Annotated in this window: 27 protein-coding genes; 24 read left to right on the top strand and 3 right to left on the bottom strand. The window is 62.7% G+C overall.

Annotation, left to right across the window (positions count from 1 at the left end; translation table 11 throughout):
• The 4 genes from kdsA to ispD all read left to right on the top strand — a co-directional run bounded on the left by kdsA (position 1) and on the right by ispD (position 3,437).
• Positions 1-846, top strand: a complete 846-nt coding sequence (gene kdsA, locus DN388_RS04770; RefSeq protein WP_043863269.1) for a 3-deoxy-8-phosphooctulonate synthase — start codon at positions 1-3, stop codon at positions 844-846.
• Between the two features lie 155 nt (positions 847-1,001).
• On the top strand, positions 1,002-2,291 hold the full coding sequence (eno, locus tag DN388_RS04765; RefSeq protein ID WP_043863270.1) for a phosphopyruvate hydratase: 1,290 nt from the start codon (positions 1,002-1,004) through the stop codon (positions 2,289-2,291).
• Positions 2,292-2,451: 160 nt separating this feature from the next.
• The gene (ftsB, locus tag DN388_RS04760; RefSeq protein ID WP_043863271.1) at positions 2,452-2,730 is read left to right on the top strand and encodes a cell division protein FtsB; all 279 of its coding nucleotides are present in this window, start codon (positions 2,452-2,454) and stop codon (positions 2,728-2,730) included.
• On the top strand, positions 2,727-3,437 hold the full coding sequence (ispD, locus tag DN388_RS04755) for a 2-C-methyl-D-erythritol 4-phosphate cytidylyltransferase (RefSeq protein ID WP_054914996.1): 711 nt from the start codon (positions 2,727-2,729) through the stop codon (positions 3,435-3,437). Before ftsB ends, ispD begins: the two co-directional genes overlap by 4 nt.
• 95 nt (positions 3,438-3,532) lie before the next feature.
• Here ispD and DN388_RS04750 read toward each other — a convergent pair whose 3' ends face one another.
• Positions 3,533-4,429, bottom strand: coding sequence for a LysR substrate-binding domain-containing protein (locus DN388_RS04750; protein ID WP_043863273.1), 897 nt, complete (start codon positions 4,427-4,429; stop codon positions 3,533-3,535).
• A 106-nt stretch (positions 4,430-4,535) separates the two neighbouring features.
• Here DN388_RS04750 and DN388_RS04745 point away from each other — a divergent pair, with 106 nt between their 5' ends.
• The 8 genes from DN388_RS04745 to rpoS all read left to right on the top strand — a co-directional run bounded on the left by DN388_RS04745 (position 4,536) and on the right by rpoS (position 11,675).
• On the top strand, positions 4,536-5,648 hold the full coding sequence (locus tag DN388_RS04745) for an S-(hydroxymethyl)glutathione dehydrogenase/class III alcohol dehydrogenase (protein WP_043863274.1): 1,113 nt from the start codon (positions 4,536-4,538) through the stop codon (positions 5,646-5,648).
• 8 nt (positions 5,649-5,656) lie between these two features.
• Positions 5,657-6,505 (top strand): S-formylglutathione hydrolase, encoded by an 849-nt coding sequence (gene fghA / locus DN388_RS04740; RefSeq protein WP_043863275.1) that lies wholly within the window; start codon positions 5,657-5,659, stop codon positions 6,503-6,505.
• Positions 6,506-6,581: 76 nt separating this feature from the next.
• Positions 6,582-7,055 (top strand): 2-C-methyl-D-erythritol 2,4-cyclodiphosphate synthase, encoded by a 474-nt coding sequence (gene ispF, locus DN388_RS04735; RefSeq protein WP_043863276.1) that lies wholly within the window; start codon positions 6,582-6,584, stop codon positions 7,053-7,055.
• Positions 7,052-8,110, top strand: coding sequence for a tRNA pseudouridine(13) synthase TruD (truD, locus tag DN388_RS04730; RefSeq protein WP_043863277.1), 1,059 nt, complete (start codon positions 7,052-7,054; stop codon positions 8,108-8,110). The genes ispF and truD overlap by 4 nt, the downstream gene beginning before the upstream one ends.
• Positions 8,098-8,847, top strand: a complete 750-nt coding sequence (surE, locus tag DN388_RS04725; RefSeq protein ID WP_043863278.1) for a 5'/3'-nucleotidase SurE — start codon at positions 8,098-8,100, stop codon at positions 8,845-8,847. Before truD ends, surE begins: the two co-directional genes overlap by 13 nt.
• Positions 8,847-9,524: a protein-L-isoaspartate(D-aspartate) O-methyltransferase gene (locus tag DN388_RS04720; protein WP_162484879.1), complete on the top strand. Its 678-nt coding sequence runs from the start codon at positions 8,847-8,849 to the stop codon at positions 9,522-9,524. Before surE ends, DN388_RS04720 begins: the two co-directional genes overlap by 1 nt.
• Positions 9,525-9,698: 174 nt before the next feature.
• A complete protein-coding gene (locus DN388_RS04715) occupies positions 9,699-10,559 on the top strand; it encodes a peptidoglycan DD-metalloendopeptidase family protein (RefSeq protein WP_043863279.1) in 861 nt (286 codons plus the stop codon).
• A gap of 108 nt (positions 10,560-10,667) precedes the next feature.
• The gene (gene rpoS, locus DN388_RS04710; RefSeq protein ID WP_054914992.1) at positions 10,668-11,675 is read left to right on the top strand and encodes an RNA polymerase sigma factor RpoS; all 1,008 of its coding nucleotides are present in this window, start codon (positions 10,668-10,670) and stop codon (positions 11,673-11,675) included.
• A 536-nt stretch (positions 11,676-12,211) separates the two neighbouring features.
• Here the strand turns inward: rpoS and fdxA are convergent.
• Both fdxA and mutS read right to left on the bottom strand, forming a co-directional pair.
• Entirely contained in the window at positions 12,212-12,535 is a 324-nt protein-coding gene (gene fdxA / locus DN388_RS04705; RefSeq protein ID WP_043863281.1) for a ferredoxin FdxA, read from the bottom strand.
• Between the two features lie 139 nt (positions 12,536-12,674).
• Positions 12,675-15,242 carry a DNA mismatch repair protein MutS gene (gene mutS / locus DN388_RS04700; protein ID WP_254997139.1) on the bottom strand — a complete coding sequence of 856 codons (2,568 nt, stop codon included), beginning with the start codon at positions 15,240-15,242 and terminating at the stop codon, positions 12,675-12,677.
• 169 nt (positions 15,243-15,411) lie between these two features.
• Here mutS and DN388_RS04695 point away from each other — a divergent pair, with 169 nt between their 5' ends.
• From DN388_RS04695 to DN388_RS04640, 12 genes are all read left to right on the top strand, one after another.
• Complete coding sequence (locus tag DN388_RS04695; RefSeq protein ID WP_078480062.1) at positions 15,412-16,146, top strand: XRE family transcriptional regulator; 735 nt, start codon at positions 15,412-15,414, stop codon at positions 16,144-16,146.
• A gap of 542 nt (positions 16,147-16,688) precedes the next feature.
• A complete protein-coding gene (locus DN388_RS04690; protein ID WP_254997136.1) occupies positions 16,689-17,072 on the top strand; it encodes a phage holin family protein in 384 nt (127 codons plus the stop codon).
• Between the two features lie 57 nt (positions 17,073-17,129).
• Positions 17,130-18,149 (top strand): hypothetical protein, encoded by a 1,020-nt coding sequence (locus DN388_RS04685; RefSeq protein ID WP_236176925.1) that lies wholly within the window; start codon positions 17,130-17,132, stop codon positions 18,147-18,149.
• A 73-nt stretch (positions 18,150-18,222) separates the two neighbouring features.
• On the top strand, positions 18,223-18,741 hold the full coding sequence (locus DN388_RS04680) for a hypothetical protein (RefSeq protein WP_058541495.1): 519 nt from the start codon (positions 18,223-18,225) through the stop codon (positions 18,739-18,741).
• On the top strand, positions 18,738-19,298 hold the full coding sequence (locus DN388_RS04675; RefSeq protein WP_043864286.1) for a phage baseplate assembly protein V: 561 nt from the start codon (positions 18,738-18,740) through the stop codon (positions 19,296-19,298). Before DN388_RS04680 ends, DN388_RS04675 begins: the two co-directional genes overlap by 4 nt.
• Positions 19,299-19,378: 80 nt before the next feature.
• On the top strand, positions 19,379-19,705 hold the full coding sequence (locus tag DN388_RS04670; protein ID WP_043864285.1) for a GPW/gp25 family protein: 327 nt from the start codon (positions 19,379-19,381) through the stop codon (positions 19,703-19,705).
• Complete coding sequence (locus tag DN388_RS04665) at positions 19,702-20,583, top strand: baseplate J/gp47 family protein (protein WP_088514467.1); 882 nt, start codon at positions 19,702-19,704, stop codon at positions 20,581-20,583. Before DN388_RS04670 ends, DN388_RS04665 begins: the two co-directional genes overlap by 4 nt.
• Before the next feature lies 1 nt (position 20,584).
• Positions 20,585-21,187 (top strand): phage tail protein I, encoded by a 603-nt coding sequence (locus tag DN388_RS04660; protein ID WP_054914988.1) that lies wholly within the window; start codon positions 20,585-20,587, stop codon positions 21,185-21,187.
• Complete coding sequence (locus tag DN388_RS04655; protein WP_100633087.1) at positions 21,187-23,103, top strand: phage tail protein; 1,917 nt, start codon at positions 21,187-21,189, stop codon at positions 23,101-23,103. The genes DN388_RS04660 and DN388_RS04655 overlap by 1 nt, the downstream gene beginning before the upstream one ends.
• A 2-nt stretch (positions 23,104-23,105) precedes the next feature.
• Complete coding sequence (locus tag DN388_RS04650) at positions 23,106-23,543, top strand: phage tail assembly chaperone (RefSeq protein ID WP_100633088.1); 438 nt, start codon at positions 23,106-23,108, stop codon at positions 23,541-23,543.
• Positions 23,544-23,610: 67 nt separating this feature from the next.
• Positions 23,611-23,796, top strand: a complete 186-nt coding sequence (locus DN388_RS04645; RefSeq protein ID WP_080922947.1) for a Com family DNA-binding transcriptional regulator — start codon at positions 23,611-23,613, stop codon at positions 23,794-23,796.
• 10 nt (positions 23,797-23,806) lie between these two features.
• Complete coding sequence (locus DN388_RS04640; RefSeq protein WP_088514470.1) at positions 23,807-24,139, top strand: hypothetical protein; 333 nt, start codon at positions 23,807-23,809, stop codon at positions 24,137-24,139.
• Position 24,140: the final 1 nt, after the last annotated feature.

Here is a 24,140-nt window from a genome sequence, read left to right as displayed (position 1 = left end):
ATGACCCAGAAGATCATTCGCGTCGGTAACATCGAGATCGCCAACGACAAGCCGTTCGTCCTGTTCGGCGGCATGAACGTGCTGGAATCCCGTGACCTGGCCCTGAAGGTCTGCGAAGAGTACGTGCGGGTTACCGAGAAGCTCGGTATCCCCTACGTGTTCAAGGCCAGCTTCGACAAGGCCAACCGTTCGTCGATCAACTCCTACCGCGGCCCTGGCCTGGAAGAGGGGATGAAGATCTTCGAAGAGATCAAGCGCACCTTCAACGTGCCGGTGATCACCGACGTGCACGAGCCGCACCAGGCGCAGGCCGTGGCCGACGTGTGCGACATCATCCAGCTGCCGGCCTTCCTGTCGCGCCAGACTGATCTTGTTGTCGCGATGGCCAAAACCGGCGCGGTGATCAACATCAAGAAGGCGCAGTTCCTCGCACCCCAGGAGATGAAGCACATCCTGAGCAAGTGCGAAGAGGCCGGCAACGACCAACTGATCCTCTGCGAGCGTGGTTCGAGCTTCGGCTACAACAACCTGGTGGTGGACATGCTCGGCTTCGGCATCATGAAGCAGTTCGAGTACCCGGTGTTCTTCGACGTGACCCATGCCCTGCAGATGCCGGGTGGTCGCGCCGATTCCGCAGGTGGCCGCCGTGCCCAGGTCACCGACCTGGCCAAGGCCGGCCTCAGTCAGGGGCTGGCGGGCCTGTTCCTCGAGGCTCACCCGGACCCTGACAATGCCAAGTGCGACGGCCCGTGCGCCCTGCGCCTGGACAAACTGGAGCCATTCCTGGCCCAGCTCAAGCAACTGGACGAACTGGTCAAGAGTTTTCCGACGGTAGAAACCGCGTAAACCTCGATTCTCCGGTAAAGTACCGCCCGTTCATCCCCTGACCCCCGGGTCAGGGGCTTGTCCTCGTCAGGCCTGCCCGTGCGCCGACCGCCTGTGACGGACCCGGTTTTTTTCTCAGCTGCGTTGTTTTCGTCAATTCTGGAGTGCTTACAACAATGGCAAAAATCGTCGACATCAAAGGTCGTGAAGTTCTCGATTCGCGCGGTAACCCTACCGTCGAAGCGGACGTACTGCTCGACAACGGCATCATCGGCAGCGCCTGTGCGCCGTCGGGTGCTTCCACTGGCTCGCGCGAAGCGCTGGAGCTGCGTGATGGCGACAAGAGCCGTTACATGGGCAAGGGCGTACTGAAGGCCGTCGCCAACATCAACGGCCCGATCCGCGACCTGCTGCTGGGCAAGGACCCGGTCGAGCAGAAAGCGCTCGACCTGGCGATGATCAAGCTCGACGGTACTGAAAACAAAGGCAACCTGGGCGCCAACGCCATCCTCGCCGTGTCCCTGGCTGCCGCCAAGGCCGCTGCACAGGACCAGGACCTGCCGCTGTACGCGCACATCGCAAACCTCAATGGCACCCCTGGCCAGTACTCGATGCCGGTCCCGATGATGAACATCATCAACGGCGGCGAGCACGCCGACAACAACGTCGACATCCAGGAGTTCATGGTGCAGCCGGTCGGCGCCAAGACCTTCTCCGACGCGCTGCGCATGGGCACCGAGATCTTCCACCACCTAAAGGCAGTACTGAAGGCCCGTGGCCTGAACACCGCCGTGGGTGACGAGGGTGGTTTCGCACCTAACCTGGCTTCCAACGAAGACGCGCTGTCGGCCATCGCCGAAGCCATCGCCAACGCCGGCTACACCCTGGGCACCGACGTGACCCTGGCGCTGGACTGTGCGGCCAGCGAGTTCTACGAGGACGGCAAGTACAACCTGTCCGGTGAAGGCAAGTCGTTCGACGCAGCCGGTTTTGCCGACTACCTCAAGGGCCTGACCGAGCGTTTCCCGATCATCTCGATCGAAGACGGCCTGGACGAGTCCGACTGGGCTGGCTGGAAGATCCTGACCGACAAGATCGGCGACAAGGTGCAACTGGTCGGTGACGACCTGTTCGTGACCAACACCAAGATCCTGAAGGAAGGCATCGACAAGAAGATCGCCAACTCGATCCTGATCAAGTTCAACCAGATCGGCACCCTGACCGAAACCCTGGAAGCCATCCAGATGGCCAAGGCCGCCGGTTACACCGCGGTGATCTCGCACCGTTCGGGCGAAACCGAAGATTCGACCATTGCCGACCTGGCCGTGGGTACCGCTGCCGGCCAGATCAAGACCGGTTCGCTGTGCCGCTCCGACCGCGTCTCCAAGTACAACCAATTGCTGCGTATCGAAGAGCAACTGGGCAGCAAGGCTGTGTACCGTGGTCGCGGCGAGTTTCGCGGCTAAGCCAGAGATGGTAAAAAGGCCGCAGTGTGAGGCTGAAAGACGCAGCTAATCTTTCAGCAACCCTGTGCAGCAAGTGCTTTCCCCACAAAGCCTGGCTTCGGTCAGGCTTCGTGCCATCAGCCCCTTGTGCACGGGCGGCCTTTTTCCAGTGGATACCCTGATGCGTAGTCCCTATTGGTTGTTCCTCGTCTTGCTCCTGTTGCTGGGTGGCCTGCAGTACCGTCTGTGGGTGGGCAACGGCAGCCTGGCCCAGGTTGCCGACCTCAAGCAGCAGATCGCCGACCAGCACGCTGAAAACGAGCGTCTGCTGGAGCGTAATCGCGTGCTTGATGCCGAAGTGCTGGAGTTGAAGAAAGGTATGGAAACCGTCGAAGAACGCGCTCGTCATGAGCTGGGTATGGTCAAGGAGGGTGAAACCCTCTACCAGTTGGCCCAATGACGGCGTCCCTGCCTGCCTTCTGGGCAGTGATTCCTGCCGCGGGTGTTGGTGCCCGCATGGCGGCCGACCGTCCCAAGCAGTACCTGCAACTGGGCGGGCGGACGATTCTCGAGCATAGCCTCGACTGTTTTCTCGACCATCCATGCCTCAAGGGCGTGGTGGTCAGCATTGCTGCCGACGACCCTTACTGGCCGGGCCTGGCCTGCGCCAGCGATACGCGCATCCAGCGTGCGGCAGGTGGGCGCGAGCGTGCCGATTCGGTGCTCAACGCCTTGCTGCTGCTGCACGCCCAGGGCGCGGCCGACAACGACTGGGTGCTGGTGCACGATGCGGCGCGGCCGAACCTGGCGCGCGACGACCTTGACCGCCTGCTGGGCGAGCTGGCGAATGATCCGGTGGGCGGGCTGCTGGCGGTGCCGGCGCGCGACACGCTCAAGCGTGCCGATGCCAACGGGCGGGTAAGCGCCACTATCGACCGCAGCACGGTGTGGCAGGCGTACACCCCGCAGATGTTCCGCCTGGGGGCATTGCACCGTGCGCTGGCAGACAGCCTGGTGGCGGACGTGGCGATCACCGACGAGGCGTCTGCCATCGAATGGTCGGGGCAGGCACCACGCCTGGTCGAAGGGCGCAACGACAATATCAAGGTGACGCGACCGGAAGACCTGGAGTGGCTGAGGCAGCGCTGGGCCAATCGCGGCAATTGACCACGGTGGCCCATTCTCTGGCAAGCCAGCCTTGCACAAGGGACTGCAGTACGTTCAAGGGCGGGTGAATGATTTGTGGGAGCCCGCGACGTTTTCTACACGCTGCGGTACTCAGGCAACTGTCCCAACTTCTCCCGTAGATAATCCACCAGCTTGCGCACCTTCGGCGACAGGTGCCGCTGTTGCGGGTACAACGCCCACACCGCCGTATTCGGCGGCTGATGCGCTTCAAGCAGCGACACCAGCGCGCCACTGCCCAGATGCTCCAGCACGTAGTAGTCCGGCAACTGGCACAGCCCCATCCCCTGCAGCGCCGCATCCAGCACCGCCTGCCCGCTGTTGCAGCGCCAGTTGCCCTGCACCCGCTGACTGATTTCCCGCCCCTCCTGCTGCAAGGCCCAGATATCCGTGCTGCCGATCAGGCAGTTGTGCCGCGCCAGCTCCGACACGCTGTGGGGCCGCCCATAGCGCTCCAGGTACGCTGGCGAGGCGCACAGGTACATGCGCCGTGGGGCCAGGCGTGCCGCCACCAGGCGTGACTCCTGCAACCGGCCCAAACGAATCGCCATGTCCATGCCTTCGTGCAGCAGGTCGAGGGTGCGGTTGGTCAGCTCGATGTCCACCCGCAACTGCGGGTACTGCGCCATGAAGCGGGTGACCAGCGGCACGATGAAGCGCTCGCCATAGGCCACCGCACAGGTCATGCGCAGCAGCCCCTTGGGCTCGCTGGTCAGGTCGCCTATGGCGCGCAGGGCCTCTTCGCGGCCATCCTGCAGGCGCTGGCAGTGCTGAAGAAAGGTCTGCCCGGCCTCACTCAAGGTCACCTTGCGCGTGCTGCGGTACAAAAGGCGCGTCTGCAGGCGATCTTCCAGGCGCGCCACCGCACGGCTGACGTGCGACGACGATACCCCCAGGCGCTCGGCTGCTGCGGTGAACTGGCCCGATTCGGCCACCGCGACGAATTCGTCGATCCCTTCCCAGCGGCTGCTCATCGATTATCCCTGCATGGCAATAATGTTTTGTGTTTGGCTCGATTATTAAGCAAAAGACGATGAATTACACTTCACGCCTGAACTGAAACCTTTGTGGAGAACCTTGATGATCAAGTCCCGTGCTGCCGTTGCCTTCGAAGCCAAGAAACCGCTGGAGATCGTCGAAGTCGACGTGGCCATGCCCAAGGCCGGCGAAGTGCTGTTGCGCGTGGTCGCCAGCGGCGTCTGCCACACCGACGCCTACACGCTGTCGGGCGCCGACCCGGAAGGCATCTTCCCGTCCATCCTGGGCCATGAAGGCGGCGCCATCGTCGAGGCCATCGGTGAGGGCGTGACCTCGGTGGCGGTGGGCGATCACGTGATCCCGCTCTACACCCCGGAATGTCGCCAGTGCAAGTTCTGCAAGTCGGGCAAGACCAACCTGTGCCAGGCCATCCGCGCGACCCAGGGCAAGGGCCTGATGCCCGACGGCACCACCCGTTTTGCCTACAAGGGTCAGCCGCTGTTCCACTACATGGGCACCTCGACCTTTTCCGAATACACCGTGCTGCCGGAAATTTCCGTGGCCAAGATCCAGAAAGAGGCCCCGCTGGAGAAGGTGTGCCTGCTTGGTTGCGGCGTGACCACCGGCATCGGTGCGGTACTCAATACCGCCAAGGTCAAGCCGGGTGACACCGTGGCCATCTTCGGCCTGGGCGGCATCGGCCTGTCGGCCGTGATCGGTGCGGTCAAGGCCAAGGCCAGCCGCATCATCGCCATCGACATCAACCCGGCCAAGTTCGAGATCGCACGCCAGCTGGGTGCCACCGACTGCATCAACCCCAAGGACTACGATCGCCCGATCCAGGAAGTGATCGTGGACCTGACCGATGGCGGCGTGGACTTCTCGTTCGAGTGCATCGGCAACGTGCAACTGATGCGTGCGGCCCTGGAGTGCTGCCACAAGGGCTGGGGCGAGTCGGTGATCATCGGCGTCGCCGGTGCCGGCCAGGAGATCGCAACGCGTCCGTTCCAGCTGGTCACCGGCCGCGTCTGGCGCGGCTCGGCATTCGGTGGCGTGCGTGGTCGCACCGAGCTGCCAAGCTATGTGGACATGGCCGAGCAGGGCGAGATCCCGCTGGACACCTTCATTACCCACACCATGGGCCTGGAGGACATCAACAAGGCCTTCGACCTGATGCATGAAGGCAAGAGCATCCGCAGCGTCATCCACTTCTGAGGTCTGCCATGAGCCTGGAAAACATCTCCTGCCAGAAGAGCTTCGGCGGCTGGCACAAGCGCTACCGGCACCGCTCCAGCGTGCTGGGGTGCGACATGGTGTTTGCCGTGTACCTGCCGCCGCAGGCGGAGCAGGGCGGCAAGCTGCCGGTGCTGTACTGGCTGAGCGGGCTGACCTGCACCGACGAGAACTTCATGCAGAAGGCCGGCGCGCACAAGCTTGCCGCCGAGCTCGGCCTGATCATCGTGGCGCCGGACACCAGCCCGCGCGGGCCACAGGTACCGGACGACCCGGACGGCGCCTGGGACTTCGGCCTGGGCGCGGGGTTCTACCTCAATGCCACCGAACAGCCGTGGGCCGAGCACTACCGCATGCACGACTATGTGGTGGATGAGCTGCCGGCACTGGTGGAGGCGCATTTCCCGGCCTCCGCTGCGCGCAGCATCAGCGGTCACTCCATGGGTGGGCACGGCGCGCTGGTGTGCGCCTTGCGCAACCCCGGGCGCTATGTGTCGGTGTCGGCGTTCTCGCCCATCGGCAACCCGATGGACTGCCCCTGGGGCCAGAAGGCGTTCAGTCGCTACCTGGGCGAGGAGCGTTCACGCTGGCGCGAATGGGATGCCAGCGTGCTGATCGCGCAGGCGCAGGAAACGCTGCCGCTGCTGGTCGATCAGGGCGATCGCGACGACTTCCTGCAAACCCAGCTCAAGCCCGAAGTGCTGGCCCAGGCCGCGCAGGCGGCTGGTTACCCGCTGACGTTGCGCCTGCAGCCTGGCTACGACCACAGCTACTACTTCATCGCCAGCTTCATCGATGACCACCTGCGCCACCATGCGGCGGCATTGGGGCGGGCGTAGGGCTAGTCCTACAAATAAGCCAAACCCCCGGCAAAGCAGGTAGAATCACGCCCTGACTCAATCAGGGCGTTTTTTTATGCGTATTGGCCACGGCTACGATGTGCACCGCTTCGCGGAAGGCGATTTCATCACCTTGGGTGGGGTGCGCATTGCGCACAAGTTCGGCCTGCTGGCCCATTCCGACGGCGATGTGCTGCTGCACGCGCTGAGCGATGCACTGCTGGGCGCCGCCGCGCTGGGTGACATCGGCAAGCATTTCCCCGATACCGACCCGCAGTTCAAGGGCGCCGACAGCCGCGTGCTGCTGCGCCACATCCTGTCGATCATCCATGCCAAGGGCTGGAAGGTGGGCAACGTCGACGCCACCATCGTGGCCCAGGCACCCCGGATGGCCGCGCACATCGAAACCATGCGTACCCTGATCGCCCAGGACCTGCAGGTCGAGCTCGACCAGGTCAACGTCAAGGCCACCACCGAAGAGAAGCTCGGCTTCACCGGCCGTGAAGAAGGCATCGCCGTTCACGCCGTCGCGTTGTTGCTGCGCGCATGACCGAACTCGAACTGCTCGGCCCGCAGGCAGCCGGGCCGGCGCTGGGCAGCGCCATCCTCAAGGCCACGGCCGAAGATTTCCAGGTCGATGAAGTGCTCGACATTCCCCTGTCGGGTGAAGGCGAGCACTTGTGGCTGTGGGTCGAGAAACGCGACCTCAATACCGAGGAGGCCGCCCGCCGCCTGGCCCGCGCCGCCGGCGTACCGCTGCGCACCGTGAGCTATGCCGGCCTCAAGGACCGTCAGGCGCTGACTCGCCAATGGTTCAGCCTGCACCTGCCGGGCAAGGCCGACCCTGACCTGAGCGCGGCTGAAAACGAAACCCTGAGCATCCTCAGACACACCCGTCACTCGCGCAAACTCCAGCGTGGCGCGCACTCGGCCAACGGCTTCACCCTGCGCCTCACAGCGCTCAGCGCCGATCACCAGGCCCTGGACGCGCGCCTCGAGCAATTGCGCATACAAGGCGTGCCCAACTACTTCGGCAGCCAGCGCTTCGGCTTTGCGGGCGGCAACGTGCACGATGCGCGCCAGTGGGCCGAGCGCAAGGCCCTGCCCGAGCAGCGCAATGTGCGCTCGCGGCTGCTGTCCAGCGCACGCAGCTACCTGTTCAACCGGGTGCTGGCCGAGCGGGTTGCCGATGGCAGCTGGCAACAGGCTCAGGTCGGCGACCTGCTGGCGTTTACCGACAGCCGCAGCTTTTTCGCGGCGGGCGAGGCCGAGTGCAGCGATCCGCGCCTGGCAATACTCGACCTGCACCCTACCGGGCCGCTGTGGGGCGAGGGCCTGCCGGCCACCAGTGGGGCAGGCGGTGCGATCGAGCAACGCGTGGCCGAACAGGAGGCAGCCCTGTGCCAATGGCTGGGCAATGCCAACCTCAAACAGGAACGGCGCATTCTGCGGCTGCCCATTGGCGGCTTGACGTGGCATTATCCCGAGCCTGATATCCTGCAACTGGAATTCGTCCTTCCGGCCGGATGCTTCGCCACCGTGGTGGTGCGCGAACTCGTCGATCTGGTGCCGGCAGGGCAGACGGACAGCCCATGCGTATTCTGATTTCGAACGACGACGGGGTCACCGCACCCGGTCTCGCCGCGCTGCATGCTGCGCTGGCGGATTATGCCGAGTGCGTGGTGATTGCCCCGGACCAGGACAAGAGCGGCGCCAGCAGTTCGCTGACGCTCGACCGCCCGCTGCATCCGCAGACCCTGGCCAACGGCTACATCAGCCTCAACGGCACACCGACCGATTGCGTGCACCTGGGCCTGAACGGGCTGCTGGAGCATCCGCCGGACATGGTCGTCTCGGGTATCAACCTGGGCGCCAACCTGGGCGATGACGTGCTGTACTCGGGCACGGTCGCCGCGGCGCTGGAAGGTCGATTCCTGGGGGGCACCTCGTTTGCCTTCTCGCTGCTCTCGCGCCTGCCGGACAACCTGCCCACTGCCGCCTATTTCGCGCGCAAGCTGGTCGAGGCGCATGCAAGCCTTGAGCTGCCACCGCGCACCGTACTCAATGTGAACATTCCCAACCTGCCGCTGGAGCACATCCGTGGCATCCAGCTGACACGCCTGGGGCATCGTGCACGTGCGGCGGCGCCGACCAAGGTGGTCAACCCGCGCGGCAAGGAAGGCTACTGGATCGCGGTGGCCGGCGACGCCGAGGATGGCGGCCCGGGTACCGATTTTCACGCGGTGATGCAGGGCTATGTCTCGATCACCCCGCTACAGCTTGACCGCACCTTCAACGATGCCTTCGACCGTCTCGAGGGTTGGCTGGAGGGGCTGCTCTGATGCGAGAGCCGGAGGATCTGATGCGCCATGGTATCGGTTTTACTTCGCAGCGAACCCGTGAACGGCTGATCCAGCGTTTGATCGAGGAAGGCATCAAGGACCAGCGGGTGCTAGAGGCCTTGCGCAACATCCCGCGGCACATGTTCGTCGACGAGGCGCTGTCGCACCGTGCGTATGAAGATACCGCCCTGCCCATCGGCAACAACCAGACCATCTCGCAGCCGTTCATGGTCGCGTACATGAGCGAGGTGCTGCTGGAGGACGGTCCGCTGGACAAGGTGCTGGAGATCGGCACCGGGTCTGGCTACCAGACAGCAGTGCTGTCCAGGCTGGTGGAGCGGGTGTTCTCGGTAGAGCGCATCAAACCCCTGCAGGACCGCGCCAAGGAACGGCTGGTCGAGTTGAACCTGCGCAACCAGGTGTTCCGCTGGGGCGACGGTTTCGAGGGATGGCCGGCACTGGCCCCCTACAATGGCATCATCGTCACCGCCGGCGCACCCGAAGTGCCCCAGGCCTTGCTCGACCAGCTGGCACCGGGCGGGCGCATGGTGATACCGGTGGGCGCCAGTGGCGAGACACAGCAATTGCTGTTGATAGTGCGCGAAGAACAGGGCTTCTCGCGGCGCAAACTGTGTGACGTACGCTTCGTGCCGTTGCTCAATGGCACATTGAGCTGAGTCGATTTTTTTCGCGGGCGTCGAATTCCCGGTGCATTGCCGGGTCTATGGGGCGTGCGGTTTCTTGAACGATCGCACAACCTGGCAAGCAGTTGATCTGCATTGCCTGTGCGCTCGGTTATAATTGCAACAATATTGCATTCCTACATCGGTCACCACATAAGGGAGCGGCGGGTGAGTCACACAGTCATTCGGCAGCGCATGGGTCTATCGAGCTTAAAGCTTCTGGTGATTGCACTCGCCTTGGGAACCCTGGTTTCAGGGTGTTCCAGTTCATCTTCGAGCAGCGTGCGGGTGGTCGACCGCAACAGCGCCGCGCCCAAGCGCCCGGTGGTCACTACGGGGCAGTACGTGGTTCGCCCGGGCGATACGCTGTTCTCGATTGCCTTTCGCTACGGCTGGGACTACAAGGAGCTCGCTGCGCGCAACGGTATCCCGGCGCCCTATACCATCCGGCCCGGCCAGGCGATCCGCTTCGGCTCCGGCACGGCTACCAGCAGCGGCTCGCGGGTCGTCACCTCCACCTCGCCCTCCAGCAAGACCACGGTCACCCGTCGTCCGGCAGGTACCCCGGCACCGGCAAAAACCACGTCTCCAGGCGGTACCAGCGCGCCGCCCGTCGTCGCCACCACCCCCGTCCAGGTGCCGGCTTCGGAGCGTTCGGCCGGTGGCTGGGCATGGCCGGCCAACGGTGTGCTGATTGGAAAATTCGCTTCAAACGGTAGTTTGAATAAAGGCATTGATATCGCCGGTGATTTGGGACAGCCTGTTTTTGCTGCGTCGGATGGTTCCGTTGTGTACGCCGGAAGTGGCTTGCGGGGCTACGGTGAACTGGTAATCATCAAGCACAGCGATACCTACGTCAGTGCCTACGGTCACAACCGCAGGCTGTTGGTTCGGGAGGGACAGCAGGTCAAGGTTGGGCAGACAATTGCCGAAATGGGGTCCACGGGCACCGACCGGGTGAAGCTTCACTTCGAGATTCGCCGCCAGGGCAAACCTGTAGATCCGTTGCAATTCCTGCCACGTCGTTGATAAGCATGTACCCGGCCTGTTCCTTCGCGTAGTGGGGACAGGCTCAGCGTTGCCAAGGATAAAGGCGCCGCTTGAGTCTGAGTTCGAACTCAGCAAAGGACTATAACAATGGCTCTCAGTAAAGAAGTGCCGGAGTTTGACATCGACGATGAGGTGCTCCTTATGGAAACCGGCATCGTTTTGGAAACGGATGTGGTGTCAGACGAACCTGCTGTATCTCCGGTTCGGACCCGGGCCAAACAAGGCTCACCGCTCAAACAGCACAAGTACATCGATTACACTCGAGCACTTGATGCAACTCAGCTCTACCTCAACGAAATCGGCTTTTCGCCCCTGCTTTCCCCGGAAGAAGAAGTTCATTTTGCGCGTTTGTCGCAAAGTGGCGACCCTGCCGGGCGCAAACGCATGATCGAAAGCAACCTGCGCCTGGTGGTGAAGATTGCGCGCCGCTACGTCAACCGCGGTCTATCGCTGCTCGACCTGATCGAAGAGGGCAACCTGGGCCTGATTCGCGCAGTCGAGAAGTTCGACCCCGAGCGTGGGTTCCGTTTCTCGACCTACGCCACCTGGTGGATCCGGCAGACCATCGAACGCGCCATCATGAACCAGACGCGCACCATTCGCCTGCCGATCCATGTGGTCAAGGAACTGAACGTCTACCTGCGTGCAGCACGCGAGCTGACCCAGAAACTCGATCACGAGCCGTCACCGGAAGAGATCGCCAACCTGCTGGAAAAACCCGTAGGCGAGGTCAAGCGCATGCTCGGCCTGAACGAGCGCGTGTCTTCGGTGGACGTTTCACTGGGCCCGGACTCGGACAAGACCCTGCTCGATACCCTCACCGACGATCGTCCCACCGACCCTTGCGAGCTGTTGCAGGACGACGACCTGTCCCAGAGCATCGACCTGTGGCTGAGCGAACTGACCGACAAGCAGCGTGAGGTGGTGATTCGTCGCTTTGGCCTGCGCGGGCATGAGAGCAGCACCCTGGAGGATGTTGGCCTGGAGATTGGTCTTACCCGGGAGCGGGTACGTCAGATCCAGGTGGAGGGCCTCAAGCGGCTGCGGGAGATCCTGGAGAAGAACGGTCTGTCCAGCGAGTCGCTGTTCCAGTAACTGCGACGGCTGTGAAAAGGCGCCTCGACCCAGTCGAGGCGTTTTTGTTCGTGGCTGTCTCAAGCGCTCAGACACGCGCAGAAACACCGATACCACGGCGGCAACCTTTCCCGGTTGCGTATTGTTATTGGATTTGTAGGTTATCGCTTACAAGATCCGTAAGCCTTTACATCAAGCGGGTGTAAATTCCAGTCGGTTTTGACGTGGTATTTTATCTAACCAATTGATATTGAAAGAGTTTATTGTGAGGTGGCGTCACCTTCCGGACTTTTTTTGAGAGCTTTTACCAGTTGCTCTGCCGGCTGCAGGGGATAGTATCTGAACTGTGTCTACGGACTGACACAGGTTCTCAAGGATGAGCGCCAAGGACATCGCGGGATGCGATTCATCAGGATGATGATAGGGAATACAGGGACTACGGAAAAAAATGTGGGCGGGTCATACCGCCCCTTTTTTTTGCCTGCGAAAAAGTGGGTGGCCCTGCAGCGAGCATAAAAAAAGGCCCCGAAGGGCCTTTTTCATTGATCCGGCGTCGATCAACGCTCCAGATCTGCAATCTTGCCCGGCTTGCCATCCCACTCTGCAGCGTCTGGCATCGAATCCTTCTTCTCGGTGATGTTCGGCCAGATTTCGGCCAGCTCGGCGTTGAGCTCGATGAAGTTTTCCATGCCGGCCGGCACTTCATCTTCCGAGAAGATCGCAACGGCGGGGCACTCAGGCTCGCACAGTGCACAGTCGATGCACTCATCCGGGTGAATGACCAGGAAGTTCGGGCCTTCGTAGAAGCAGTCCACCGGACAGACTTCTACACAGTCGGTGTACTTGCACTTGATGCAGTTGTCGGTGACGACGAAGGTCATTTCTAATTTTCTCCTCAGGCGACGGCAGCGTTCCCTTCCAGACAGGGCCGCTCGGTTCGGTAGGTCGGCAGCGAGCCAGGCTAATAACTCGCTGCCCCGCCGAACCGCGCGGGATTCTATCAGTTTGTGCGATGGGGCGTTATAACAGAGTCTTTAGTGTATAGAGCATTTCGATAGCTTGGCGTGGCGTCAGGTTGTCCACGTCGAGCTTGCCGATCTTCTCGATCACCGGATGCGGCAGGCTGGCGAACAGGTCGCTCTGGTGCGGCGTGCTGGGCGCTCCCGGGCTTGCTGGCGCGTTTTCGTGGGGCAGGCTGTTGGTTTCCAGGCGGCCCAGGTGCTCGCGGGCACGCTGGATCACCGGTGCCGGCACGCCTGCCAGTTGTGCCACTGCCAGGCCGTAGCTCTGGCTGGCAGGCCCTGGCAGTACATGGTGCAGGAATACGATGCGTTCGTTGTGCTCGGTAGCGTTCAGGTGCACGTTGGCCACCAGCGGCTCGCTTTCGGGCAGCACGGTCAGTTCGAAGTAGTGCGTGGCGAACAGCGTGTAGGCGCGCAGCTGGGCCAGGCGCTCGGCGGCTGCCCAGGCCAGCGAGAGGCCGTCGAAGGTACTGGTGCCGCGGCCCACTTCGTCCATCAGCACCAGGCTGCGTTCTGTGGCGTTGTGCAGGATGTTGGCGGTTTCGCTCATCTCCACCATGAAGGTAGAGCGCCCACCGGCCAGGTCGTCGCTGGAACCGATACGGGTGAAGATGCGGTCCACCAGCGACAGCTCGCAGCTGGCGGCCGGCACGAAGCTGCCGATATGCGCCAGCAGCACGATCAGTGCGGTCTGGCGCATGTAGGTGGACTTACCACCCATGTTCGGGCCGGTGATCACCAGCATGCGCGTGTTGTCGTCCAGGCCCAGGTCGTTGGCCACGAACGGCGTGGTCAACACCTGCTCGACCACCGGGTGGCGACCCTGGCTGATGCGCATGCACGGTTCGTCGACGAATGTCGGGCAGTTGAGGTCAAGGTTCAGCGCACGCTCGGCCAGGTTGCTGACCACATCCAGTTCGGCCAGCGCCGCGGCGGTGTCCTGCAGCGGGGCCAGGTGGCCGATCAGGGTTTCGAGCAACGCATCGTAGAGCATCTTCTCGCGCGCCAGGGCGCGGCTCTTGGCCGACAGCGCCTTGTCTTCGAACGTCTTGAGCTCTGGGGTGATGAAGCGCTCGGCGCCCTTGAGGGTCTGGCGGCGGATGTAGTCGGCCGGCGCCTGTTCGGCCTGCTTGCTCGGCAGCTCGATGAAGTAGCCATGCACGCGGTTGTAGCCGACCTTGAGGTTGGCAAGGCCCGTGCGGGCCTTTTCGCGGGCTTCGAGGTCGATCAGGAACTGCCCGGCGTTCTCGCTCATCGACAGCAGGTCGTCGAGCTCGGCGTCATAGCCGACCTTGAGCACGCCGCCATCACGGATCACCGCAGGCGGGTTGTCGATGATCGCCTTCTGCAGCAGGTCGGCCAGTTCCGGGTAGGTACCGGCGATGGCCGCCAGGCGCGCCAGGTGCGGTGCCTCCAGCTCGGCCATGGCGTTCTGCAGTTCAGGCAGCGCGCCAAGCGCGTCGCGCAGGCGCGCCAGATCCCGTGGGCGAGCATTGCGCAGGCCGATACGGGCGAGAATCCGCTCGATATCGCCGATGTCCTTCAGTTGCGGTTGCAGCTTCTCGAAGCGGTAGCCGTCGAGTAGGCAGCGAATCGAGCTCTGGCGGGCCTGCAGCACCTTCAGGTCACGCAGCGGCCGGTTCAGCCAGCGGGTCAGCAGGCGGCTGCCCATGGCGGTCTGACAGCGGTCGATCACCGATTGCAGAGTGTTGTCGCGGCCCCCGGCCAGGTTGACGTCCAGCTCCAGGTTGCGCCGGCTGGCGCCGTCGAGCACCACGGTGTCGTCCAGCCGCTCGTGCTTGAGGCTGCGCAGGTGCGGCAGGGCGGTGCGCTGGGTTTCCTTGGCGTAGGCGAGCAGGCAGCCGGCGGCGCCGATGGCCAGGGTCAGCTTCTCGCAGCCGAAGCCCTTGAGGTCCTGGGTTGCGAACTGCTGGCACAGGCTCTTGCGCGCCGAGTCACGGTCGAAGTCCCATGGTGCGCGGCGGCGCGAGCCACGGCGCTTCTCGGCGGGCAGGCCCTGGGGCCAGTCGTCGGGGATCAGCAGCTCCACGGGGTTGACCCGCTCGAGCTCGGCCAGCAGGTTTTCCCAGCCCTTGAACTCCTGCACGGTGAAGTTGCCGCTGGTGATATCCAGCACGGCCAGGCCGAACAGGCGTTCGTCACCCAGTACGGCGGCGATCAGGTTGTCGCGGCGCTCGTCGAGCAGGGCTTCGTCGCTGACCGTGCCTGGGGTGATGATGCGCACCACCTGGCGTTCCACCGGGCCCTTGCTGGTGGCCGGGTCGCCGATCTGCTCGCAGATCACCACCGATTCGCCCAGCTTCACCAGCTTGGCCAGGTAGCCTTCGGCGGCGTGGTAGGGGATACCGCACATGGGGATCGACTGGCCCGCTGACTGCCCGCGGGCGGTCAGGGTGATATCCAGCAGTTTGGCGGCCTTCTTCGCGTCTTCGTAGAAGATCTCGTAGAAATCGCCCATGCGGTAGAACATCAGCTGGTCCGGGTGCTGGTTCTTCAGCTTCCAGTACTGCTGCATCATCGGGGTGTGTGCGGAAAGATCGCTCATTACAGAAACTTGGCTCGCAGTGTCGTTTAGACCAAAGGCAGCGGGCAATGGTACAGGGATTTTTTCCCCGTTGCCGGGCCTAACGCTGCGCAGCGACCTTTTGCCTCTGGTATTGTGTTAATGCATATTTGAATTTGCATTTGCGCACGAGATGGGTACTATGCACGTTATGCAAAAACGCAACGTAGCTACCGTCTTGAGAGCATTGCTCGACCGCCACGGGATCTCCCCCACGGAGCTTCACCGTCGCACCGGCGTGCCCCAATCCACCCTGTCGCGGATTCTCAGCGAGAAGATCGTCGATCCTTCCGACAAGCATGTGTCGAAGATCGCCGAGTACTTCGGCGTGAGCACCGATCAGTTGCGCGGCCGTGCCGACCTGGGCGATACCCGCCCGGCGAACGCGCCGCGCGCCGACGTGCAGCTGCAGGACATCAGCCTGTGGGATGACGACACCCCCGTCGAGGACGACGAAGTGTCCATTCCGTTTCTTCGTGAGGTCGAGTTGGCAGCAGGATCAGGACGATTCGTCATCGAGGAAAGCGAGAAGGCCAGCCTGCGCTTCGGCAAGCGCAGCCTGCGTCACAACGGCGTGCAGTTCGACCAGGCCAAGTGCGTGACGGTGCGAGGCAACAGCATGCTGCCGGTGCTGCGTGATGGCGCCACGGTGGGGGTGAATGCGGGCAAGAGCGGCATCGGCGACATTGTCGACGGCGACCTGTATGCCATCAACCACAATGGCCAGTTGCGCGTGAAACAGCTGTATCGCCTGCCCACGGGTATCCGCCTGCGCAGCTTCAACCGCGACGAGCACCCGGACGAGGACTACACCTTCCAGCAGATGCAGGAGGAGCAGATCAGCATCCTCGGGCATGTGTTCTGGTGGGGCATGTACGCCCGTTAGGTTCTGTCGCTGCATCAAACCCGCCTCGGCGGGTTTTTTTGTGCCTGCAAATGCCTGCAGGGGACGGCCTTGCCGGCGAATGATCGCACCAAATATTTGCGGCAATCCCACCGAATCCTTCACCGGCAAGGCCGGTTCCTGCAAAAAATCTACCCCTCAAGACAGCACTGCAGCGCAAGCAGGGCAAGGCTTTCATGCGTTGTTGCAAAATCAGATGCATAAATATTTCCAAAAATGCATTGACTGCATATGCATTGATGCATAACCTTTGTCTCAAGCCGGTCAGACACCGGCAGTGGCAAAGGCAGCGATGAACAGGCCTGAACTGTTCAGAGGGTTGGCAACTGACCCGGGTGTGCAGCGTAAAGCACCGTAAGCAGTTATCCGGCGGGCAGGCGGCCGCGGTCGGAGGAACAATTTGAGGCGGGATCGCACGGCGCACCAGCAGTGGCCGGCGGTCCGACAACGCATTACTGAAAAGCCTGGGTTACCGGGCTTTTTGGAATGCCGAGTGATCGGCTGTTCAACAAGGGAGCACGAGCATGACAAACGAGCAACAGACGTTGCTGGAAATGCCGATCTGGCTGGTGATCGTCCTGGCATTGCTGGGCGGTCTGTCTGGTGAGATGTGGCGCGCAGACAAGGAGGGCGCCCGCGGTTGGGGCCTGTTCAGGCGACTGCTGCTGCGCTCCGGGGCCTGCATGGTCTGCGGCGTATCGACCGTGATGCTGCTGTATGCCAGCGGGCTGTCGATCTGGAGCGCCGCAGCCTTTGGTTGCCTGACCGCCATGGCGGGCGCCGACGTGGCCATCGGGCTTTACGAGCGCTGGGCTGCGAAGCGGCTGGGTGTGGCACAGGGCGTGCGGCCCCTGGCATCGGATGCGCCACTGCAGCGCGACCTGCGTGAGCGCGACCAGGAGCAATGATCATCGCAACACTATCGAAAGCCGCTTGAAGCGGCTTTTTCATGTCCGGAGAAACCTATGTCTGATAACACCCGCTTGTACGAGAATGCCGGCAACGTCGGCCTAACCCTGGCCCAGGGGCCGCGCGACGCGGTGATCTACGGCTCTGCCACGTCGGTCAGGCTGAGCAGGAATTTTGTTGCGATGGGCGGTTTTCGCTTTCGCGGCCAATACACACGGGGCATGGTTCCGACCTTCGCGATGGCTGACAAGGTCGCTAGCGTGGCGCCAGCCGGTCTCGGTGCCGAACGCAGCAACTGCAAAGAGAGCTGGTACGCCGCCTTTGCCTGTGCCAATGAAGGTGACGCCAGTGCTGTGGTGAAAACCATGCCGTTCCTGCGCGTGGGCAGTATCAGCGGCAACGTGATCACGCTGAACAAGGCCGGCGAGGGTACCCACGATATCGCTGAAAAAAGCTACGACTGGATGGCCGACAACAATCTTGCCGGTGTGCAGTGCCTGGTCATCAGTGAGGGCGGGCAGTGGTCCGGCCGGGTAGCGACCGTCGTCGCTAACACTGCAACCACCCTTACGCTCGACAACATAGGGGCGCTGTCCTTCGGCGCATTTTTGTTGCCCGCGCCCCCCGGGTTCGCACATTTCTGCTACCTGGCGTCGTTCTATCTGGACACCCATGAGGTGCGCAACATCTACGACACCGGCACCGAGGTGGTGTCCAGAGGCATTTACCTGCTACGACCCGAAACGCCCGGTGCAAGTCCAGGCCCTGTCGGCACCTTGATGGACTGCTCCGGGTATATCGCACCCTTGGCTACCGGCGTTCGAATGGACTCCAGGTGCGTCATGAGCACCTCTGCCACCGGTGACTACGCCGAGTACTTCTCGCCCGACAGCGGAAACCACGATGTACGTACCAACTACGACCTGAAGGACAACAGCGGCTCGCGCAGCTTCGTGTTCGGTGGCGTATCGCTGGCGTTCCTGTACCCGCAGACCTTCAACTTCAAGAATGCCGGCACGCTGGCAGCCAAGCGCTCCGAGGGTCGGATTGCGCCGACCGGCTGGTTTGAGCCGTAGTCGCCGCAGTGAACGCAACGCCTGCTGCAACCGCAGTGGGCGGCTTGCCGAAGAAGACACGAAAGGAGGGCTTGTGAACGAACTCAAGCTATTGAGCCAGGCCATTACCGCAACATTCCAGGCGGGTGTACCTGATTTCGCGACGGTTGGAGCGTTCAGCGCAGTCAACGAGCACACTCCGCAACCGGCACTGTGTCACACCATCACCGCTATGGAGGCAAGCGTTGACCCCGGCGATGGACGCTTGTGCATCCTGGCGCGTTTCGAGGCACGCATCCTGGTGGATGCACAGCAGCAACACGCCGCCCTGCAAGCCGCCACATTGGCGGCGAAATCAACGCTTGTGCTGCACAAGCAGTTCTGGGGCGTGGATTTCGTCGCGGCGACCCTCAATGTGAAGGCGCAGACGGCCATACCTGCCGAAGTACCCGGCACCCTGGAATGGCGGGTGCAATGGCAGCAGCCCGTTTACCTTGGCGACCTGCAGTGGCCCTGGCCAGACCAGCCACCCGGTTCGCTACTGTTCGCCTTCAGCCCGGACACAGGGCCCGCGCACAAGGACAGCTACCAGGCACCGGAGGACATGGCATGAGTTACGCCAGCTCCATGCATGACCGCATGCTCGCGGCGCTGGTCATTCCATGTCGGGTGGTCGGCATCGACCTGGCAGCAGCGCGGGTACGGGTCTCCGATGGCGCCGGCTGGACCAGCGCCTGGGTGCGCTGGCACAGCCACGCGGCAGGCAAGGCCCGCCACTGGCGTGCGCCGAGCCTGAACGAGCAGGGCGCACTGCTCAGCCCCAGCGGTGAGCCGGCGCAGGGTACCTTCGTACCGGGCCTGTACGGCAATGCCGGCGCGCCACCCGACAACCGCGAGCACGTCGAGGTATGGCGCTTCGATGACGGTGGTTCGCTGGTCTACGACTGGCAGGCCCGCAGCTACAGCATCGAGCTGCCCGGTGGCACCGTCAGCCTAAAGGTGGCCGGCAGCTCGCTGCTGGTCACCGACAACGCAATCACCCTGAACGCCGCCAACATTGCCCTGACCGGTGAGGTGAGCATCAACGGTGGCCTGCGTGTGACCGGTGACATCCTGGGGGCCGGCAAGATCATCGACACCGGCGGCAACACCGCCAATCACAAGCACTGAACCCCGCCCGCCGACGCGGGCTTTTTTATGCCTGGAGACAACATGGCTAGTGAATGCATTCAGGCCAGGGAGGTACCGCGATGATCGGCATGAGCCGCCACGGCGGGCAGACGCTGTCCGGCATCGGGCACCTGCGCCAGTCCATCGAAGACATCCTCACCACCCCGCTGGGCAGCCGGCGCATGCGCCCCGACTACGGCAGCAAGCTGCGCCGTTTCGTCGACCTGCCGGTCAACGAGGGCTGGAAGAGTGCGGTGCAGGCCGAGGTCGCCCGCGCCCTGACCCGCTGGGAACCACGCCTGAAATTGCAGCGGGTGCGCGTGGTGGCGGTAGTGGGCGGGCAGATCAGCCTGCAGCTGAGCGGGCAGTACCTGGGCGACAGCCAACTGCTGGAGATAACGGCATGAGCAACGTGGAACTGTCGGCGCTGCCCGCGCCGCAGGTGCTGGAAGATCTCGACTTCGAGGACATCTTCCAGGATGACCTGGCGGCCTTTCGGTCGCACATGGGCGAGAACTGGGACGCGCTGCTGGAAAGCGACCCGGTAACCAAACTGCTGGAGGTGGGCGCGTACCGCAAGCTGCTCAATCGGGCGCGGGTCAACGATGCCGCCAAGGCGCTGCTGCTGGCCTATGCCCAGGGCAGCGACCTGGACCAGTTGGCAGCCAACGTGCAGCTCAAGCGGCTGGTGGTACAGGCCGAAGACGCGAACAGTGTGCCACCGACCCTCGAAGTGCTTGAGGAAGACGATGCACTGCGCGAGCGGGTGCAACTGGTGTACGAGGGCCTGACCACCGCCGGCCCGCGCAACAGCTACATCCTGCATGCACGCAATGCCTCGGGGCAGGTGGCCGATGCCTCTGCAGAAAGCCCGTCACCGGCAGTGGTGGAGGTGACGGTGCTGAGCCTGGAGGAGCACGGCATCGCCAGTGCGCAGTTGCTGGCCGAAGTGGCCGCCTACCTCAACGACGACGATGTACGCCCGGTGGCGGACCGCCTGGAAGTGCGCAGTGCCGAGGTGATTCCTTATCGCATCGATGCCGTGCTCTACATGGCCGGGACGGGGCCGGAGAACGAAGCGACCCTGGCCGAGTGCCAGCGGCGCCTGCAGGCCTGGGTCAACCCCCGACGACGTCTTGGCGTGGAGGTCTCGCGCTCGGCCATCGATGCGCAACTGCACATCGCCGGTGTGAGCCGGGTGGAGCTGCGCAACTGGACCGACATCCGACCGAGCAAGGCGCAGGCGGCCTGGTGCACCGGGTTCGAACTGACGCGGGGGGGCTGACATGCACAGCCTCCTGCCGCTCAACAGCACGCCGCTGGAACGGGCCGTCGAGGCGGCCTCCAGCGAAGACCTCAAGGTCACCCTGCGCACCCTGTACAACCCCGATACCTGCCCGGCGAACCTGTTGTACCAGCTGGCCTGGGCCTGGTCGGTGGACCGTTGGGACGACACCTGGCCCGAGGCGATCAAGCGCTCGGTGATTCGCTCCTCGTTCTACGTGCATGCCCACAAGGGCACGATCGGCGCATTGCGCCGCGTGGTGGAGCCGTTTGGTTATTTGATCGAAGTGATCGAGTGGTTCAAGGCCACGCCCCCGGCGGTGCCCGGCACGTTCGCGCTGAAGATCGGCGTGTCCGAGGCGGGGATCAGCGAACAGACGTACCAGGAACTGACCTGGCTGATCGACGACGCCAGGCCCGTCAGCCGACACCTGAGTGGCCTGGTCATCAGCCTGGAAACCGCTGGGTCGCTTTACCTCGGCGCCGCGCTGCAAGACGGCGACGAACTTGACATCTACCCGCCTGCGCCGGCCGACCTCACGGTCATGGGGGCCATCGGGCGTGGTGGGCGAGAACACACCATTGACTATCTGGACATTTACTAATGGTTGATCAGAACTCCCAGTTCTACGCGATCCTGACCAAGGTGGGGGCCGCGAAACAGGCCAATGCGGATGCCCTGGGCATTCCTTGGAAAATCACACACATGGCCGTCGGTGACGCCAGTCCGGCAGGGCTGGACAACCCGCCGCTGCCAATGCCCGACGCGAGCTGGACCAGCCTGCTCAACGAGTGGCGGCGGGCGCCGCTGAACCAGCTCAAGGTCGACGAAAAGGACAGTGCGGTCATCGTCGCCGAGCAGGTGATTCCGGCCGAGATCGGCGGTCGCTGGATTCGCGAGGTGGGGCTGTACGACGCCGACGGCGACCTGGTGGCGGTGGCCAACTGTGCGCCTACCTACAAGCCGCTGCTCAACCAGGGCTCGGGTCGTACCCAGGTGGTGCGCATGAACCTGGTGGTCAGCAGCGCCAGCAATGTGCAACTCAAGATCGATCCGGGTGTAGTGCTGGCGACCCGCGAGTTCGTGACCGAGGAACTGGCCAAGCGCGACTTCAAGCACTCGGTGCTGGCTGCGACCACGGCCGCGATCACCTTGAGCGGGTTGCAGACGATGGATGGTGTTGCGCTACAGGCGGGCGCGCGCGTGCTGGTGAAGAACCAGGCCGCTGCCAAGGACAACGGCCTGTATCTGGTTGCCAGTGGAGCGTGGACACGTTGCCCGGATGCGGACAGCAGCGCCAAGGTCACGCCCGGCCTGCTGGTGCTGGTGGAGCGGGGTACGGCCAACGGTGACAGCGCCTGGCAACTGACCACGGATGCCCCCATTACTCTGGGCGTAACGGCGCTGGCGTTTGAAATGGCGTTCGGGCGCAGCGGGGTCGCCGCTGGCACCTATCGCAGCGTCAAGGTGGATGCTTACGGCCGCGTTGTCGCCGCGACGAACCCGACCACGCTGAGCGGGTATGGCATCACCGACAGTTACACCAAAGCGCAGATTGAAGAGATGATCGCCGAGGCCTCGGCGATGCCGGTGGGAGTCATGGCAGCACTGCCGGTGAACAAGATCCCGCCAGGCTGGCTTGAGGTCGATAACAGTGCGAAGAGTATCGCTGCTTATCCCGACTTGGCTGCGTTCCTTGGCGGCGCCTACAACAACGGCACAGAACCGGCGGGTTACTTCCGTTTGCCGGAGTCGCGCGGCGCTGCATTGCGGGGCTGGGATCATGGCCGTGGTATCGACGTCGGCCGTGCGCTGGGTGACGAGCAGCTTGATGCGATGCAGCGGATTACTGGCAAATTTGGCATCCGTGGTGCCTATCAGGGCGGCGTTATGGTTGCCGATCAGGAAGGGGCTTTCAAAGCGTCCTCAACTACTACCGCCGGCTTTTATGTTGCAAATGGCAGCACCAGTGGAGCATTTCAGGGTACTGAGTTCGATACGGGGCTTGTAGCCCGTACTGCCTCTGAAACCCGCATGCGCAACGTTTCTGTGGTCTGGTGCATCAAGGCCTGGAGTGCGCCGATCAATCAAGGAAACATTGATATTGCTGCGTTGGCCGCGTTGGCCGCTCAAGCGACCGAAACCAATTTGGGTATGGTGAGAATCGCCACCCAAGCGCAGGTCAACGCAGGCTTGGCCGATGATGTGCTCGTTACACCAAAAAAACTGCGCTGGGGGCTCACGGCCAGCTTCACTACCAATGGCTACCTGGTTTTCCCTTCCTGGCTTGGTGGGTTCACTGTGCAGTGGGGCGCGCTGTCAGGTAACGCGGGAGTGCGTGACCTCAACTTCCCTCTTGAATTTCCGAGCAGTGTCCTGCAGTTGATGCTCACCGGACAAGCCAGCCAGGCGACCGTCGGCGAGTACAACGACCAGTGGGTGAACTCACTGTCGAAGTCGGGTGCGGTGATCTATGCAGAGGCCGCTCAATCCATACGTTGGCTCGCCCTAGGACGATAAATATGCAGCGCTACTACAGTCTCTCCACCGCTACTACCTACCTGGAGGGCATTCACCTGGAAATGCCACCGGATGCCCGCCCTATCACCGAAGCGCTTTTTCTTGACGTGATCGCCAATCCTGATCCGAGCAAGGTACGCTCCCACGACCCCGATGGGCTGCCCATTCTGATTGAGCCCCCGCCGGTGGTACTGACTTTGGAACAACATTCGGCCCGCGAGCGCGCAGGCCGTGATTCGCAAATAGGTGCTACGGAATGGTTAGTCACTCGCCATAGAGACGAGCTTGACATGCAGTTGACTACCAGCTTGTCAGCCGAGCAGTTCGCCGAGCTGCTGCAGTACCGCCAGGCCCTGCGCGACTGGCCCCAGTCTGAGCTGTTCCCAGTTTCTGAGCACCGGCCGGTACCGCCGCTCTGGTTGGAAAGCATCAGCCCCTGAAGCCCCGCACTGTCGGGGCTTTTTCATTCTTCAAGACCCTTCAGCAGAAAATCACAAGGCTTTGCAGATGTTGAAAGATTGCAGATGCGGCAGATGCAAACGACTGCTTGCCCGTATGGGCGAGTTCACAGAACTCCAGATCAAATGTTCCCGCTGCGGAACGTTGAATCATGTGAAGGCCACGAGCCTCGAACCATCGCCTGTGAGCGACATGAACGCGGAATGTTCCGCTACCCAGCATTCGACTCGATAGGTAAAAAATCATGGAACCAGTAAAAGTAGGCAAGCATTTCTTCAACGCTCACCCGACCACGGTGACTCAAGTCTTCAGCCCGGAAGAAAACAAGGAAGGCGTCTATCTGCGCACCGCCACCATTTGCACCGGCGGCGGCATCATCAACCTGTACAGCGGTCCCAAGGCACCTGCTCGTCTGGGTGACATGACGGTGCACGCTATCATGGGCGGAGTAGCCAGTAGCAACAACTGGCAGTACACCCAACCCTACCCACTGCTTATCCCTGCTGGCTACGGGCTGTGGACCGTCTCGAACAACTCTGTCGCCGCGATCTCGCTGACCTGGGACTTCCTCGCCTGAT

Source organism: Pseudomonas sp. S12(2018), from assembly GCF_024355235.1.
Taxonomy (GTDB): domain Bacteria; phylum Pseudomonadota; class Gammaproteobacteria; order Pseudomonadales; family Pseudomonadaceae; genus Aquipseudomonas; species Aquipseudomonas palmensis.
The sequence above is the reverse complement of the archived record's forward strand: the minus strand, read 5'-3'. Positions and strand labels throughout refer to the sequence as shown.